Origin of the sequence: Vibrio sp. 661 (assembly GCF_033339315.1) — a bacterium.
Classification (GTDB): Bacteria; Pseudomonadota; Gammaproteobacteria; order Enterobacterales; family Vibrionaceae; genus Vibrio; species Vibrio alginolyticus.
Map to the genome: position 1 here is coordinate 208,071 of NZ_JAWOUJ010000005.1, position 16,160 is coordinate 224,230.

At 44.7% G+C, this 16,160-nt stretch carries 14 protein-coding genes; 8 read left to right on the plus strand and 6 right to left on the minus strand.

Going from position 1 to position 16,160, the window contains the following annotated elements; translation table 11 throughout:
* Positions 1-172: 172 nt before the first annotated feature.
* Positions 173-1,096, minus strand: a complete 924-nt coding sequence (locus R7P69_RS12605; RefSeq protein ID WP_149192545.1) for a histone deacetylase — start codon at positions 1,094-1,096, stop codon at positions 173-175.
* A gap of 271 nt (positions 1,097-1,367) precedes the next feature.
* Between R7P69_RS12605 and R7P69_RS12610 the strand changes: the two genes are divergently transcribed.
* The gene (locus R7P69_RS12610) at positions 1,368-2,057 is read left to right on the plus strand and encodes an SDR family oxidoreductase (protein WP_054575561.1); all 690 of its coding nucleotides are present in this window, start codon (positions 1,368-1,370) and stop codon (positions 2,055-2,057) included.
* Positions 2,058-2,240: 183 nt separating this feature from the next.
* Complete coding sequence (locus tag R7P69_RS12615) at positions 2,241-2,447, plus strand: hypothetical protein (protein ID WP_005380717.1); 207 nt, start codon at positions 2,241-2,243, stop codon at positions 2,445-2,447.
* Between the two features lie 44 nt (positions 2,448-2,491).
* Here R7P69_RS12615 and R7P69_RS12620 read toward each other — a convergent pair whose 3' ends face one another.
* Positions 2,492-4,459 carry a DNA topoisomerase III gene (locus R7P69_RS12620; RefSeq protein ID WP_238952066.1) on the minus strand — a complete coding sequence of 656 codons (1,968 nt, stop codon included), beginning with the start codon at positions 4,457-4,459 and terminating at the stop codon, positions 2,492-2,494.
* Positions 4,460-4,562: 103 nt separating this feature from the next.
* Positions 4,563-5,111, minus strand: coding sequence for an NAD(P)H nitroreductase (locus tag R7P69_RS12625; RefSeq protein WP_005380711.1), 549 nt, complete (start codon positions 5,109-5,111; stop codon positions 4,563-4,565).
* Between the two features lie 173 nt (positions 5,112-5,284).
* On the opposite strand from R7P69_RS12625, the gene R7P69_RS12630 reads away from it, so the two are divergent.
* The gene (locus R7P69_RS12630) at positions 5,285-6,601 is read left to right on the plus strand and encodes an MFS transporter (RefSeq protein WP_053306673.1); all 1,317 of its coding nucleotides are present in this window, start codon (positions 5,285-5,287) and stop codon (positions 6,599-6,601) included.
* A 59-nt stretch (positions 6,602-6,660) separates the two neighbouring features.
* On the opposite strand, the gene R7P69_RS12635 is transcribed toward R7P69_RS12630, so the two are convergent.
* Positions 6,661-8,673: an NADPH-dependent 2,4-dienoyl-CoA reductase gene (locus tag R7P69_RS12635; RefSeq protein WP_053306674.1), complete on the minus strand. Its 2,013-nt coding sequence runs from the start codon at positions 8,671-8,673 to the stop codon at positions 6,661-6,663.
* A gap of 224 nt (positions 8,674-8,897) precedes the next feature.
* Between R7P69_RS12635 and sppA the strand changes: the two genes are divergently transcribed.
* Positions 8,898-10,748, plus strand: coding sequence for a signal peptide peptidase SppA (sppA, locus tag R7P69_RS12640; protein ID WP_005380705.1), 1,851 nt, complete (start codon positions 8,898-8,900; stop codon positions 10,746-10,748).
* A 164-nt stretch (positions 10,749-10,912) separates the two neighbouring features.
* The gene (gene ansA, locus R7P69_RS12645) at positions 10,913-11,926 is read left to right on the plus strand and encodes an asparaginase (RefSeq protein WP_017635822.1); all 1,014 of its coding nucleotides are present in this window, start codon (positions 10,913-10,915) and stop codon (positions 11,924-11,926) included.
* Between the two features lie 95 nt (positions 11,927-12,021).
* Here the strand turns inward: ansA and R7P69_RS12650 are convergent, their stop codons facing one another.
* Positions 12,022-12,306: a YeaC family protein gene (locus tag R7P69_RS12650; RefSeq protein WP_005380700.1), complete on the minus strand. Its 285-nt coding sequence runs from the start codon at positions 12,304-12,306 to the stop codon at positions 12,022-12,024.
* A gap of 101 nt (positions 12,307-12,407) precedes the next feature.
* On the opposite strand from R7P69_RS12650, the gene R7P69_RS12655 reads away from it, so the two are divergent.
* Positions 12,408-13,229, plus strand: a complete 822-nt coding sequence (locus tag R7P69_RS12655) for a DUF2989 domain-containing protein (RefSeq protein WP_017821139.1) — start codon at positions 12,408-12,410, stop codon at positions 13,227-13,229.
* 117 nt (positions 13,230-13,346) lie between these two features.
* Here R7P69_RS12655 and msrB read toward each other — a convergent pair whose 3' ends face one another.
* Positions 13,347-13,754, minus strand: a complete 408-nt coding sequence (gene msrB / locus R7P69_RS12660; RefSeq protein ID WP_005380698.1) for a peptide-methionine (R)-S-oxide reductase MsrB — start codon at positions 13,752-13,754, stop codon at positions 13,347-13,349.
* Positions 13,755-14,091: 337 nt separating this feature from the next.
* Between msrB and gap the strand changes: the two genes are divergently transcribed.
* Positions 14,092-15,087, plus strand: a complete 996-nt coding sequence (gene gap / locus R7P69_RS12665) for a type I glyceraldehyde-3-phosphate dehydrogenase (protein WP_005380697.1) — start codon at positions 14,092-14,094, stop codon at positions 15,085-15,087.
* Between the two features lie 155 nt (positions 15,088-15,242).
* Entirely contained in the window at positions 15,243-16,127 is an 885-nt protein-coding gene (locus R7P69_RS12670; RefSeq protein WP_005384929.1) for a D-hexose-6-phosphate mutarotase, read from the plus strand.
* Positions 16,128-16,160 lie beyond the last annotated feature (33 nt).

Here is a 16,160-nt window from a genome sequence, read left to right on the forward strand (position 1 = left end):
GAAATTGGCGGGCTTTTTCGCATCTCCAGACTTAAAAGATTTGTACAAATCACTTATCACTTCTTGAACGCAACTAAGCACTCCGCCACACTCCGAAAGAACCCACAAAAAATTAATGCCCTTTTCGTTCGTTCCAGTGTTGAATCAATTTGATATTTACATCTAGTTGTATCTACTCATCAATAAAGACTTCTTTAGCGGCATTGATAAGCTGCAAATGGATTGGGACGAGGTCAGCATGATTCGTTCGATATCCACCTCCAACGACAGCTGCGACAGGGATACCTCGAGATTTCACTGTTTGCATTAAAAATCTATCACGTTCTAAAATCCCTTGAGTCGACACATCAAAATATCCAAGCTCATCGTCTTGATGTATATCGACACCAGCATCGTAGATAACCAAATCAGGGCGATGAAGATTAAGTGCCATATCGACCACTTCTTTAAACGCCATTAAAAAATCCTCATCACCTGTCCCTCGCACCAAAGGCACATCGAGGTCAGACTGAGGCTTCCTCGCTGGGAAGTTTTTATCACAGTGGAAAGAAAGCGTGATGATATCTGGCTCATCGTCACATAAAGTTGCTGTTCCATCCCCATGGTGAACATCACTGTCAATGATCAATACTTTATCGACATGCTCGACTTCGAGCGCTTGCCTGGCCGCGATCACTAAGTCATTAAATAAACAAAAACCACTGCCAAACTCTTTGTGTGCGTGGTGATACCCACCACTCAAATGAATGGCCACACCGTACTCAAGTGCCTTTTTTGCGGTCAGAGCCGTGCCCGCAGCTGAAGTTAGCGTTCTGGTAATGAGAGACTCACTCCAAGGAAAACCTATTCGGCGCATCTTCGCAGCTGGCATGTTTCCACTAACAAGTAACTCGACGTATTCCTCGTCATGAACACGTTTTACTTCCCCAACAGTTAATGCTTCGGGCTGGAAAAACTGCGTGTGCTCTTTCCAGTTATCTTTCTCCATATGCACCAATACCGATTCATAGAGGTACTGGTATTTCATAATTGGGTAACGATGCCCCTCTGGCAACTCAAGTTGAGAATAAATCGGGTGGTAGATAAGTGGCAGCATGAGAAATTCTTAATAACAATGGTAACGAAATAGTATCAACTTCAAGGGTTGAATAAAACGCAATTTAATTGATAATGATTTTCAATATCAATTAAATTTAATATACATATGAATTCTACTTTCTTTGCTATTCTCGGCGCACTGTTTGGCTCTCTTTGTGCTCTGTCCCTATTTTCATCTCTTGTTGTTGGTGCGTGGTGGTTGGTTGATTTTATTGTGCTTAGCTAACACAATGACTTTCAACTGAAATCAAAAAAACATAGGTGTTTGTATGAGTCAAACCGTCTTTATTACCGGAGCAAATCGCGGCATTGGCCTTAGCTTAACTGAGCTGTACCTGAAGCAAGGCCACCAAGTACATGCTACTAGCCGTTCCTTAGAGAACAGTTCAGAACTACAAACTCTAGCCTCACAATTCAGCAATCTAGTTTTGCACGAACTGGATGTCACGCACTACGAACAAGTCGCTAAGCTTGCCGATAAACTCCCTGCCATCGACTTACTCATCAATAATGCAGGATATTACGGGCCCAAGGGATATGGCTTTGGAAATACTGACGTAGAAGCATGGCGTAAAGTCTTCGAAGTAAACACCATTGCTCCATTAAAACTGGTTGAGTACTGTTACCCTCGCTTACAACAAGGCAAGATGAAAAAGATTGCTTGTATCTCATCAAAAGTCGGCAGTATGACCGAAAATACGTCCGGCGGCGGCTATATTTATCGCTCATCGAAAGCGGCGCTTAACTCGGTTGTGAAAAGCTTAAGTAATGATTTAACACCTGAAGGATTTACCGTTTTAGCGCTTCACCCTGGTTGGGTAAAAACGGCGATGGGCGGGCCAAATGCTTTGATAGATACGCAAACCTCCGCGCTAGGCCTAGCGAACGTGATAGAACTGAGCACACCGCAGCTTTCAGGTCGATTTATTAACTACGATGGTACTGAGTTACCTTGGTAGCAGCATTAAGACACAACCATCACTAAACCAAATACCATCAAAGCCAGGCTTCATAATCGTGACTTGGTTGGCAAACATAATGTTCATAAGTGATCCACCAGCATAATTCGCGCAATCTAACTTGAATTTATCTACATCCAATCCAGACTTAGGAAAAAGTAGAACAAATAAGGAGAAAGCACGATGGCAGCAGATAGGGATTTGGTTAATTTTAGCGAAGAGCACGAACTAAATTACTGCTTGAGAAGTGCTGGTAAACGCCAAACTCAAGCGAATCGAGATACATTAGTTGACTTGGGCAACCAGGTGAAAGAGGTACTGGACAAACGCGTGTTAACTCAAGGTGAAGTAAGAGGCGCGATCCAAAACCACGGTGATCTGTTCGAGTAATCTATTTTCAAGCATGCGCGGAGTTTAATTACGCCGCGCTTGTCCTATGCCTGCTTACCTTTGGTTGCACGAGATTTAGTCGCGCCACCATTCTTTGAATAACTGCGCTTTTTACGTTTAAACGCAGGACGTTCCACCTTGGGTAGATGACGTAATGAATCAGGGATAGGCCCTGCTTTTACTTGTGCCATCAAGCTATCAATGCGTTGTTCCAGTGCTTGCATGAACGGCTGATATGCTTGATTTCTCTCTGCCATACCTTGTAACTGGTGCTCCCAATGAGCCGTCATATCAGGGTATGTTGAATCTTCTGGCAAGGCATGAATGAGACCTCTTCCAGCAGGAGAACTGAGAATTGACTTACCTTGACGCGTAAGCAGTTGGCGTTTGAACAGCGTGTCCAAAATACCAGCGCGAGTCGCTTCCGTGCCTAGCCCATCAGTGTCACGAAGGATTTTTTTCAGTTCTTTATCCGCAACGTAACGGGCGATCCCGGTCATCGCTTGCAACAACGATGCCTCGTTAAAATGCTTTGGTGGCTCGGTTTTTCGGTCTTTTATTTCCCCTTCACGACAAGTTAACACGGTGCCTTCGGGTAGCGGTGGCACGGCATCAATACCTTCATCTTCCTTGTCAGTTTTGCCCATTAGCGCTTTCCAACCCGGCGAAACTAACTGACGACCTTTCGCGACAAACGTACCACCAGCGATATCGAAAACCAATTTCGCTTCTGCGTAAACCGCCGCCGGATAGAACTGCATGAGGTACTGGCGTGCAATCAATTGATACACTTTCATCTCATTGCCGGAAAGCGCATTCACATTAGCTTGCTTCGGTGTAGGGATAATCGCATGGTGCGCATCCACTTTTTTATCGTTCCAGGCTTTGGACTTTAATGTTAAGTCTGCTCCCTGAACGGCAACTTGCAACTCTTTTGCGTTATTCGCAATAGCAGTTGTCACCGTCCCTGCTTGTGAGTAGTGTTCCATCGGTAAATAGCGACAATCTGAACGCGGGTAAGTGATCAGCTTGTGCTTTTCATACAATGCCTGACAAGTATCTAGTACTTGTTGCGCACTCATACCATAGCGCTTCGCGGCATCGATCTGTAAGGCAGATAACGAATAAGGTAATGGTGCTGATTGCTTGGTTTGCTTTTGTTCCGACTCCGTCACTTTTGCAGGTTGATTTGCGATGCGGTTTGCAACATTTTCCACCAACTTACGGTTTAACACTCGACCTTCTTCGTCCTGCCAAGGCTTGCATGCCTCACTTGGCTTCCAACGAGCACGAATATCAAAAGTACCATTGGCATCTTGATATGGGATCAGAGCATGTAGGGTAAAATAGTCCTTCGGGACAAAGTTTTCGATTTCTTCATCACGACGCACCACTAAGCCAAGAACTGGCGTTTGCACTCGCCCTACCGAGAGAACACCTTGAAACCCTGCTTTTTGACCAAGCAAGGTATAAGCACGAGACATGTTCATACCATACAGCCAATCAGCCCGAGAGCGGGCCAATGCAGAAACTGAAAGTGGGATAAACTCGCGATTACTGCGCATAGAACTGAGTGCGCGTTTAACCGCAGGTAAGTTCAAGTCGGAAATCAGCAAACGCTGTGTGGATTCCTTCTTGGTTTTAGATAACTTGCAATAGTCCAGAACTTCATCAACTAACAGCTGACCCTCTCGATCTGGGTCTCCTGCATGAATGACTTCGTTAGCTTCTTTGAGCAATTTACGAATCACTGTTAATTGCTTACTTGCGCTTTTCCTCGGTCTGAGCTGCCATTGCTGCGGAACAATTGGTAAATCTGCCATATTCCACTTTTTATAACGCTCATCGTAAGCGTCAGGTTCGACTTGTTCGAGCAAATGGCCGATACACCAAGTAACGATATCCCCGTTCCCACAGCGGATGAATCCTTGATCTTTCTTTTGAGGGTTTGGCAGTGCAGCGGCAATCGCACGGCCTAAGCTTGGTTTTTCAGCAATAAACAGACGAGACATAACGTTTTGGAAATAAATATAATTAGGGCCACATTAACGAATGTAGCCCTAATAAATCAAGAAAAACTGTATAAATAAACAGTCAGTTTATTTAAGTTTTCAGTTATAGAAATTCAACAAACTGAGAAAGGTCACGCTCAGGAACTTTCATCGGTGTACAACCAGGCGTGCCTAAGTACAAGAAACCAACAATCTCATCGTCACCTTCTAAACCAAATGCTTGATGAACTTCTGGATGGAACATCCACTTACCTGAGCGCCAAAACCCTTGAAAGCCTTGCGCTACGGCTGCCATTTGCATCGCTTGTACAGCGCATCCCGCAGATAAGTGTTGCTCTAGTGCTGGTACTTTCTCATGTTCTGTTACTTTAGCAATCACCGTGATCACCATTGGTGCGCGAAATGGGGCATTCTTTACCTTTTCGACCACCGCTTCATCACTATTTTCAGCTTCTGCCGCTTTTACCAAGATATCTGACAGTTTTTTCAAACCATCGCCCTGTGCGATAACGAAACGCCAAGGGGTTAATCCCGCATGGTCAGGCGCACGAAGGCCAGCACGAATGATGTTCTCAAGAGCTTTACCTTCTGGTGCAGGCGCGGATAACTTCGCGATAGATCGGCGATTGAGCAAAAGATCGAGAGCGTCCATGAAAGAATCCTTATTGAATATCGTTGTTATTTTGTTTACGCCACTTTAGCACAATCTGCTCCTGCGAATAACAACCGGTTTTCTGTGGGCTTGATAACGTGCTTCACTTAACATCAATCTGGGTTTAATGTTAATTTATTCGCGAAATGAATAAGTTGAACATAGGCAGGTTGATGAACAAGGACAAACAAAACAGCATTTACGAAAAGATCGTTAATGACGAAGATGCCCGTGCCTGTAAGGCGATTCCTGAATCAGCTTGTCATCAAGTTCCCGGCAACTTTCTTAAAATCATTCTCGCTCAGTTTTTAACGAAAGTCGGCGATGCGTTAATCAATCCTAAAGTCACGTTGCCGTGGATACTACAAAGTCTCGGGGCTCCGGTTTACTTAATTGGTTGGCTGGTTCCTATTCGTGAGTCAGGATCCCTTATCCCACAACTTAGCATCGCGCACTACATCCGACGCATTCCAGTAAGAAAATGGGTCTGGGTAATTGGCAGTATCTTGCAGGCTCTTTCCATATTTGCAATCGGATTGGTCGCATTAACTCTAACAGGAGCAGCTGCGGGTTATGGTGTGATTGCATGCCTTGTGATCTTCAGCCTCTCACGCGGTTTAAATTCCGTCGCATCAAAAGATGTATTGGGCAAAACCATCCCTAAAAACCAACGAGGTCAAGTCAACGGCTGGTCTTCAAGCGCTGCTGGCCTGGTTACGCTGCTTTTCGCGAGCCTTCTGGCACTAGCCTGGTTATGGGACGTAGAGCCGACAGAGCGCTTTTACGGTCTGAGTTTAGGCTTAGCGGGCGTCATATGGCTCATCGCGGCATTCGTCTATGCGCGAATTAATGAGTATGCCGGTGAGGTAGACGGTGGTCGAAATGGCGTCCTCGAAGCATTTAAACAACTCGCGTTACTTAAGACAGACGTGACCTTTCGTCGATTCGTTATCACGCGGACACTATTTTTATGTTCTGCGCTGAGTGCACCGTACTACGTTGTGCTGGCACAGCAATCTCTGGGTGGACAGCTCTGGGTGCTAGCTCTCTTTATGTTTGCGAGTGGCTTAGCCTCCTTTGTGTCAGGTCCTTTCTGGGGAAGAATGTCCGATCGCTCCAGCCGCAGTGTGATGGTCATAGGCGCAATGATGAGCGCGCTACTTGGTGTTGTGTTATTTATTTACGATACATGGGTCACCGCTAGCCAAAGCTTCCTATTCGTGATTCCTCTGCTTTACTTTTGTGTTTGTATTGCCCACGACGGAATACGAGTCGGACGAAAAACCTATTTAGTTGATATCGCAGAAGGTGACAAACGGACGAGCTATGTAGCCGTGAGTAACACAGTGGTTGGGATAATGCTGCTTCTAATGAGCTCTCTTGGTGTTATGTCGAACTTCTTGAGCCTTTCAGCTGTGGTGTTAGTGTTCTCTTTTATTACTTTTGCTGGCGTGGTAATGGCCAAACAACTGCCAGATATCAGTGACTAGTTCTATACAAAAAAGCTGCGCTCAAAGCGCAGCTTTTTTGGTAAACACACATTAAAAGGCTAGAGTTTTACCGCCAATTTAACACCTTGACGAATCGCACGCACAGCATCAAGTTCACCCGCATGGTCAGCTCCGCCAATGATATGAATCTTCTCTCCGAGTTCAGACCATTTATCTTCAAATGGACGAACAGACTCTTGCCCCGCACAAATGACGACTTTGTCCGCGTTCAATAATTGTTCTTTTCCATCTACATGAATGTGCAAACCTTGATCATCAATTTTATCGTAAGACACACCACCGACTAAATGTACGCCCCGTTTTTCAAGGGTACGTTTATGGATCCAACCTGTCGTTTTACCCGGACCTTTACCTACACGACCTTTACGACGCTGAAGTACCCAGACTTCTTTATCGCTAACCGCATCAGGGTAAGGGTATAAACCACCCGGCTGAGACATCTCCTTGTCGATTCCCCATTCATGCAACCAGTCATCCAACGTTTGTCCAACTGGCTCTGTGAGCATGGTCGCGACATCTACGCCAATGCCACCAGCACCAACGATAGCCACTTTCTCACCGACTGGCGTTTTGTCTCGAATGAGAGTTTGATAGTCGACGACTTTCTCTGGGTTATCAATTCCATCAATATTGACTTTACGTGGCTCAACACCCGATGCCATCACTATCTCATCGTACTCTGTGAGTAAGTCATAGTTCGCTTCCGTCGATAAGTGCAGATTCACGCCTGTTTCATCAATACGGTTAGCGAAATATCGTATCGTCTCTCGAAACTCTTCCTTACCAGGGATCTGCATCGCAAGACGGAACTGACCACCGATGCGGTCGTTCTTTTCGAACAAATCAACCTTATGGCCACGTTCAGCCAGTGTGGTCGCACAAGCCAAGCCCGCAGGTCCAGCACCAACAACTGCAATGTTTTTCTTTTTAAAGGCTGGTTCAACAACAATTTCGGTTTCATAGCACGCTAGAGGGTTCACTAAGCAACTGGCGCGCTTACCTTTAAACACGTTATCTAGACACGCCTGATTACAACCAATACACGTATTAATAAGCTGCGCTTTTTCCTGTTCGGCTTTAGCAACAAAGTAAGGATCGGCCAAGAATGGGCGCGCCATCGAAACCATGTCGGCATGACCTGAAGATAAAATACGTTCTGCTTCATCTGGCGTATTTATACGGTTGCAAGTGATAATAGGAACCGAAACGTGAGGTTTAACTTTTTCCGTAACCCATGTAAACGCACCGCGTGGTACTTGAGTCGCAATTGTCGGAATTCGAGCCTCATGCCAACCGATACCCGTATTAATAATCGTGACGCCAGCCTCTTCAAGTGCTTTCGCCAATTCGATAACGTCTTCAAAAGTGCTGCCCTGCTCGACAAGATCCAGCATAGAAAGACGGAAGATGATGATGAACTTGTCACCTACCGTCTTGCGTACCGCTTTAACAATTTCTAGCGGAAAACGCATACGTTTTTTATAGCTGCCACCCCATTCGTCGTAACGCATATTAGTACGTTTACATAAGAATTGGTTTATCAAGTAACCTTCCGAGCCCATTAACTCGACGCCATCATAACCAGCAAGCTGTGCTAACTCCGCACTATTAGCAAACGCGTCGATGGTTTTCTTTATCTGGCGGTCGCTCATTTCACTCGGAGCAAACTTTGCAATTGGCGCTTTAATGCCAGATGCACTTTGCGAGAATGGATGCATTGCATAACGCCCAGCATGGAGAATTTGCAACGCAATTTTACCACCGTGCTTGTGCACCGCTTCTGTCACAACTTTATGGGCTTTAGCATGTTTTGGCTTGCTGAATTCAGCACTCAACGGGTGTAAACGACCGCGTAAGTTAGGAGAAAAACCTCCGGTTACAATCAGTCCGACACCGCCTTTCGCGCGTTCTTCATAAAAAGCCGCGAGCTTCTGTAATCCTTCTTTGTGCTCTTCTAAGCCAGTGTGCATTGATCCCATCAGAACTCGGTTTCGTAATTGTGTGAAACCGAGGTCCAGTGGCTTTAATAGGTTTGGGTACATGGCAGACATCACTTAACATCCATTGTTATTATCATGGTCTGACCAGATTAAGCCTGCTCAACCAAAAAATCAAACAAGCGTTTACATTTTTGTAACACCGATCAATCTCGTGTGAAAATATGCCAATTGTTGAGTGGTCGTGATAAGCTAAAAAAATGTTATCTTTTGAGATCTTAGAGATAAGAACCCATACTTTGTTAGACTCGGCGTAACTATCTCGTTATGGAGACAAGATGAAAAAACTCTTCAAATTTATTGGTTTGATATTTAAAGGGATATGGAAAAGTATCACTTTCATCAGACTCGCACTGGCAAACCTAATTTTCTTGCTGATGATTGCCGTTTTCTACTTTGCCTTTACTTATACCGGAGACGGTCAACCTGTCGTCGAAAAAGAATCGGCATTGGTGATGAACCTTTCAGGCCCAATTGTCGAACAAAGACGTTATGTAAACCCAATGGACTCTTTTGCTGGTTCCCTTTTGGGTAATGAGCTACCGAAAGAAAACGTCCTTTTCGATATCGTTGATACTATTCGCTACGCGAAAGACGATCCTAAAGTGTCTGGATTAGTGCTAGCACTGCGAGACATGCCAGAAACAAATCTCACGAAACTACGTTACATCGCGAAAGCGTTGAACGAATTTAAAGCATCAGGCAAACCCGTTTACGCCGTAGGTGATTTCTACAACCAAAGCCAATATTACTTGGCAAGTTACGCCGATAAAGTTTATCTGGCACCTGATGGTGGTGTATTGATTAAAGGTTACAGCGCTTACTCAATGTACTACAAAACGTTACTTGAAAAGCTTGACGTTTCTACTCATGTTTTTCGCGTAGGTACTTATAAATCCGCTATCGAACCTTTTATTCGTGATGACATGTCCGATGCGGCGAAAGAGTCAGCAACACGTTGGGTTACTCAATTATGGAGTGCTTTTGTTGATGACGTAACAACAAACCGAAACATTGATGCGAAAGTGCTTAATCCAACCATGGATGAGCTGATTAACGAGATGAAGTCTGTAAATGGCGATATTGCTCAGCTCGCAGTCAAATTGGGGCTAGTGGATGAACTCGCGACACGCCAAGACATTCGCACTCTATTTGCAAAACAGTTTGGTAGCGACGGCAAAGACAGCTACAACGCGATTGGTTACTACGACTACCTTGCAACGATTCGTCCTGATTACACACTACCTCAACACGACATCGCCGTTGTTCTAGCCAGTGGCGCGATTATGGACGGTCAACAACCTCGCGGAACTGTTGGTGGTGACACGGTCGCAAGCTTGCTGCGTCAAGCACGCAATGATGAAAAAGTGAAAGCGGTCGTGTTACGAGTAGATAGTCCAGGAGGCAGTGCCTTTGCTTCTGAAGTGATTCGTAACGAAGTAGAAGCTCTGAAGCAAGCAGGTAAGCCGGTTGTTGTATCCATGTCGAGTTTGGCCGCTTCTGGTGGTTATTGGATTTCAATGAGCGCAGACAAAATCGTTGCTCAGCCAACAACCCTGACGGGCTCCATTGGTATATTTAGTGTCATCACCACGTTTGAAAAAGGCTTTAGCAAGTTAGGTATTAATACTGATGGCGTTGGCACATCGCCGTTCTCAGGTGACGGTATTACCACTGGCCTTTCTGAGGGCGCGTCTCAAGTGTTCCAGTTAGGTATCGAGCACGGTTACAAGCGCTTTATTTCTCTAGTTGGCGAGAATCGCGATATGTCTCTAGAGGAAGTTGACAAAGTTGCTCAAGGTCGAGTTTGGACTGGCCAAGATGCACTATCCTTTGGTCTTGTCGATCAAATGGGTGACTTTGATGATGCTGTAGAGCTAGCGGCGAAACTAGCGAACGTGACCGATTATGGCATTTACTGGGTAGAAGAGCCTCTTTCACCTACTGAACTATTTCTACAAGAGTTTATGAAACAGGTGAAAGTCTCTCTAGGTATTGATGCAACAAGCTTGCTACCAAAAAGTCTTCAACCCGTAGCTCAACAATTCGAACAAGACGCAAGCTTGCTCCAAAGCTTCAACGATCCTAAAGGTCAATACGCATTTTGTTTGAACTGCCAAGTGCAGTAGTTTTTCCATCAATATTACAAAGGGCACTTCTACTTGAAGTGCCCTTTTTATTAGGCTTTGCATCTCCTCAGATGACTTTCTGATGCTGTGCGTATAGCCTCGCATCTCAAGGTTATTTAGGTATATAATCCCCGCCTCTGTTCCCCTACACGAAAGAAAAAACGATGACTAGAAAACACATCTACATCGCTTACACCGGTGGTACCATCGGAATGCAAAAATCCGACCACGGCTATGTGCCTGTTGCTGGCTTTATGGAAAAGCAATTAGCAAGCATGCCCGAATTCCATCGTCCTGAAATGCCGGATTACACCATCCACGAATACGACCCTCTGATTGACTCATCAGATATGACACCTGCTGACTGGCAGCAGATTGCGAATGATATTCGTGACAACTATGACAAATACGATGGTTTCGTTATCCTACATGGTACTGACACCATGGCGTACACAGCGTCCGCATTGTCTTTCATGCTTGAAAACCTTGGTAAGCCAGTGATTGTAACGGGTTCACAAATCCCTCTCGCAGAGCTGCGTTCTGACGGCCAAGCAAACCTATTAAACGCGCTACATATTGCGGCAAACTACCCGATCAACGAAGTAACTTTGTTCTTCAATAATCAATTGATGCGTGGTAACCGCAGTACAAAATCTCATGCAGACGGTTTTAATGCCTTTACTTCACCAAACCTTCCTCCACTATTGGAAGCTGGGATCAATATTCAAGTTAGCAACAGCGTAACCGTTGGTGCACAACCAGAAGGTGAGTTTAAGGTTCACAACATCACGCCACAACCAATCGGTGTGATCACCATGTACCCTGGTATTTCACACGAAGTTATCCGCAACACGCTTCGTCAGCCCGTGAATGCGATGATTCTTCTGACTTTTGGTGTCGGTAATGCTCCTCAGAACCCTGAGCTGCTTGGTCACCTGAAAGAAGCCTCTGAGCGCGGCGTTATTGTCGTAAACCTAACTCAGTGTTTGGCAGGTAAAGTGAATATGGGCGGATATGCCACAGGTTGTGCTCTCGCAGACTCTGGTGTTATCAGTGGCTTTGACATGACGCCCGAAGCGGCGCTGGCAAAACTACACTACCTTCTAAGCCAAAACCTTTCTTACGAAGAAGTAAAAGAGAGAATGCAACAAGTACTGCGTGGTGAAATGAGCCTGTAAGTTCAAGCTTTCTACGATCTAAAAAGCCCAATACAATTTGGGCTTTTTTCTTTCAAAATCAAAATAATAAAATTTTGAGAAATAAGGCGTAAGGATTAATCAATGTTCGGATTGACACGAACAATATCGCTCTCTTCTCCGCTGAATTGTTTTTTAAGCTCTTGTTTTGATTTAAAACTGATTTCACCACCGGCTGCAACCGTCATATGCTGCGCATCAGTATTATGTTTTGATTGATACAACATCACAGCTTGCATACACGAATCTCGCTGCTCTTTAGAAAGTGTTGTACCCTCAGGCCATCTTCCCGTTTCTACTGCATAGACTAAGCGATCATAAACTTCTGGAGTCATCGCTTGTAATAGTTGTTCTGCGTCCATAGTGTACCTTCTTATTACATTCTATTTACAGAACATAACGGGTTAAGAAACTGAGTCAAGAATACGAAAATGAATTGGTGTAACGGATCACAAGCAAAGCCATGAAAAGAACAAACTGGTTACTTCTCAGCCTCGCATGTTTTGCGCTATCGGGCTGTTTTGAAGGTAATGTGACAACCGAAGAGTTGTGCCAAAAAACACCAGAGCTGCGTTGCGAGCAGCTCAATATGGATGACGGCCAATGTCGAATTCCAAGAACAAATTTGGTTTGGCATCGGTTTGAGCAATTGAAAAACCCATCAGAGGCCAACCAAATCATCGAATACGGTCTGGTCGCTGAATATAGGAAATGCTTAGAACTCGCCTCCCAGATCACCCCTATTGATCAAAGTGCTCTCAAAAGACAACGCTTTAATGCATTGGTACACAGTATTGATGAGCTAGAGCGCATCGTAAACGAGTTAAAAGGCTCAGAAGACCCGGCTACTTTGTATTTCTTATGGTCTCAAACGGGAGATACTCAAGCTCGGCGCGCATTTTTACAAATGGAAGGGTCTCCCCAATTAAATAATGCTGAGATGCAATATGCATTAGCCACTTTTTATACCAACCGAGATACCAAGAAAACCCTGGAGCTTCTTAATAACGCGTTGTCTTTATCTGATGAAGACAACATCAATCCGGTCATTCTCAAGTCAATGGCAAGTATTCATCAGGGGCTTGGAGACAAAGAGCAAGCGTATCTATGGGCAATGGTCGCGAAGAGATTCGACGTACCGCTTGCTGATGAAAAGCAGCTCCAACGTATGTTCAATTTCAGTCATCCAGAGCGATATAAGCAGTTGGATGAATTAGCCGAATCGGTGGCGAAAGCCATAGAGAAAGGTATCTATTCCCCAGCAATGATACCCAGTGAGATATAAACGAAAAACTCCCGCAATGAGCGGGAGTTTTTATTTAAGTCGAGCGACACTCAGATCACTGTTGAGCATGAATCATCCTGAAAGGATAAAACAATCTCGAGCACAATTTTGTCGTTATTATTCTGATTTGTTGAAAATTAACGACACAGAATTAACACAAAAACGCTCTCCTGTGGTCTGTGGGCCATCTTCAAAAACGTGCCCTAGATGGCTATCACACGTTGCACAACGAATCTCTGTACGTACCATTCCGTGACTTAGATCTTCTAAATAACGCACCGCTTGATCGTTGATAGGCGCATCAAAACTTGGCCATCCGCAGCCAGAGTCATACTTGTTATCAGAGACAAAGAGAGGGGCATTACAACAAGTACAAGCATAAACACCAGTTTCCTTATTATGCAGTAGCTTACCGCTGAAAGGAGGCTCTGTACCTTGCTCTCGGCAAACACGGAACTCTTCATCAGACAGTTGCTCACGCCACTGTTCATCTGACTTCGTCACTTTTTTCCCGCTTTGTTCCACGACTTTCGGCTCCTTATTTACTGTTCTTGGTATTGACTTTTTTAGCAAAAAACTTGCTTCTCTTAACAGTTGTAGCACATACTTTCTCACCAGGACACCATGCGTAATTAATTTGATAAGAGCACTTATCTCACCAGTTATATTACGCCAACTGGGCTACAGAAGAATCAGTTAAAAGTTTAAAAAACGTACATTTGCAAAGAATTGTTAAAAAAAGCGTCGCTTTTTTTTGACTTTAAACAAGTTAAGTCCGATTATCACTTGCAGATGTTTACTGGATTCTGTAATTTTACTACCAGTTATCTTTAATCAGAAATTAAGTTGTGGAGCAACTATAATGACTATCAAAGTAGGTATTAACGGTTTTGGCCGTATCGGTCGTTTCGTATTCCGTGCAGCGCAAGAGCGCAACGACATCGAAGTAGTAGGTATTAACGACCTTATCGATGTAGATTACATGGCATACATGCTTAAGTATGACTCAACTCACGGCCGTTTCAACGGTACTGTTGAAGTTGAAGGCGGTAACCTAATCGTTAACGGTAAAACTGTACGTGTTACTGCAGAGCGCAACCCTGAAGACCTAAAATGGGACGAAATCGGTGTTGACGTTGTAGCTGAAGCAACTGGTCTTTTCCTAACTGACGAGACTGCACGTAAGCACATCACTGCTGGCGCGAAAAAAGTTGTACTAACTGGTCCTTCTAAAGACGCTACTCCAATGTTCGTTAACGGCGTAAACTTCGACACTTACGCTGGTCAAGACATCGTTTCTAACGCTTCTTGTACTACTAACTGTCTAGCGCCTATCGCTAAAGTTCTTAACGACAAGTTCGGTATCGAATCTGGTCTTATGACTACAGTTCACGCAACTACAGCAACTCAAAAAACTGTAGATGGTCCTTCTGCTAAAGACTGGCGCGGTGGTCGTGGTGCTTCTCAAAACATCATCCCATCTTCAACTGGTGCTGCTAAAGCTGTAGGCGTTGTACTTCCAGAAGTAAACGGCAAACTAACTGGTATGGCTTTCCGCGTACCAACTGCTAACGTTTCTGTAGTTGACCTAACTGTTAACCTAGTTAACGGTGCTTCTTACGAAGACATCTGTAAAGCGATGAAAGAAGCTTCTGAAGGCGAACTAAAAGGCGTTCTAGGCTACACTGAAGATGCAGTTGTATCTCAAGACTTCATCGGCGAAGTTTGCACTTCAGTATTCGATGCTAAAGCTGGTATCGCGCTAACTGACAAATTCGTTAAGGTTGTATCTTGGTACGACAACGAAATCGGTTACTCAAACAAAGTTCTAGACCTAATCGCTCACATCTCTAAGTAATTAGAAAGTTAGCAATTAGCGAATAACTTCGTTAAAGAAAAGGCGGCTCTAGGGTCGCCTTTTTTGTATCTGGAATTTGAGAGAATGCAGGCTCGATGTTGCATTTAATGTGAGAAGCGCGTCTAAAAGCTCTCCCCAGCGATAGGAAACTATACATGGATTTAAAAACTCTCCCAGCCCTAACGGTGCTATCTGATAACGTCACTATCGTTGAAGTTGATCAGATAAAAATCATCCGAGTGATTCATGACAAAGCAACGGCAGGCATCTCGCTACACGGTGGTCATGTCGTGTCGTTCACGCCTGAAGGTCAAGAAGATCTGATCTGGATGAGCGAAAAAGCTGTCTTCGATGGTAAAGCTGCTCTTCGCGGTGGTATTCCGATTTGTTGGCCTTGGTTTGGGCGTATTGCTGCTCCAGCTCACGGCTTTGCCCGCACCGCAGAATGGGAGTTGGTTGAACATCGTGAGAACCATAACGGTGTGATTGTTGAACTTGCTCTGTTCCCGACAGAAGAAATCCACGATATTTGGCCCCATATGTTTGACGCTCGTTTGGTGATTGAAGTGGGCGATGAGCTAAAAGTGACGCTCAAAGTCATGAACATCGATGACGAGGCTTGGACCTTCTCTGGCGCATTACATACTTACCTAAACGTTGGAGACATTAAGCAAGCACAAACGACAGGCATGGGTGCCGAGTACATTGATAGCTTGAAAGCTGATGCGGTATGCCAAGGTGGTAATGTTCTACAACTAACTGACACCATTGATCGCGTTTACACGCAACCAGAAGCGAAAATTTTGGTAAAAGACCCGGTATTGGATCGTACGCTAAGCGTACACAACCAAGGCCACAACTCAGCAGTATTATGGAACCCTTGGGCAGAAGGTGCGCAAAGCATGGGTGACATGGCTGACGATGGTTATCAAACCATGTTGTGTGTGGAGTCTGCTGTTCATGCACCAAGTATTGAGCAAGGTCAAACGCTCCAACCAGGTGAGACACATGAACTTGTCACTGTCATTTCAGCGCAGTAAGAATCACCATATAAAGGCCGGGGATACCCGGCT

Coding starts and splice junctions, on each gene's coding strand:
- R7P69_RS12630 (WP_053306673.1), top strand. CDS start 5,285: ATGAACAAGGACAAACAAAACAGCATTTACGAAAAGATCGTTAATGAC.
- R7P69_RS12620 (WP_238952066.1), bottom strand. CDS start 4,459: ATGTCTCGTCTGTTTATTGCTGAAAAACCAAGCTTAGGCCGTGCGATT.
- R7P69_RS12605 (WP_149192545.1), bottom strand. CDS start 1,096: ATGCTGCCACTTATCTACCACCCGATTTATTCTCAACTTGAGTTGCCA.
- R7P69_RS12655 (WP_017821139.1), top strand. CDS start 12,408: ATGAAAAGAACAAACTGGTTACTTCTCAGCCTCGCATGTTTTGCGCTA.
- sppA (WP_005380705.1), top strand. CDS start 8,898: ATGAAAAAACTCTTCAAATTTATTGGTTTGATATTTAAAGGGATATGG.
- R7P69_RS12670 (WP_005384929.1), top strand. CDS start 15,243: ATGGATTTAAAAACTCTCCCAGCCCTAACGGTGCTATCTGATAACGTC.
- R7P69_RS12625 (WP_005380711.1), bottom strand. CDS start 5,111: ATGGACGCTCTCGATCTTTTGCTCAATCGCCGATCTATCGCGAAGTTA.
- R7P69_RS12635 (WP_053306674.1), bottom strand. CDS start 8,673: ATGTCTGCCATGTACCCAAACCTATTAAAGCCACTGGACCTCGGTTTC.
- ansA (WP_017635822.1), top strand. CDS start 10,913: ATGACTAGAAAACACATCTACATCGCTTACACCGGTGGTACCATCGGA.
- gap (WP_005380697.1), top strand. CDS start 14,092: ATGACTATCAAAGTAGGTATTAACGGTTTTGGCCGTATCGGTCGTTTC.
- R7P69_RS12650 (WP_005380700.1), bottom strand. CDS start 12,306: ATGGACGCAGAACAACTATTACAAGCGATGACTCCAGAAGTTTATGAT.
- R7P69_RS12615 (WP_005380717.1), top strand. CDS start 2,241: ATGGCAGCAGATAGGGATTTGGTTAATTTTAGCGAAGAGCACGAACTA.
- R7P69_RS12610 (WP_054575561.1), top strand. CDS start 1,368: ATGAGTCAAACCGTCTTTATTACCGGAGCAAATCGCGGCATTGGCCTT.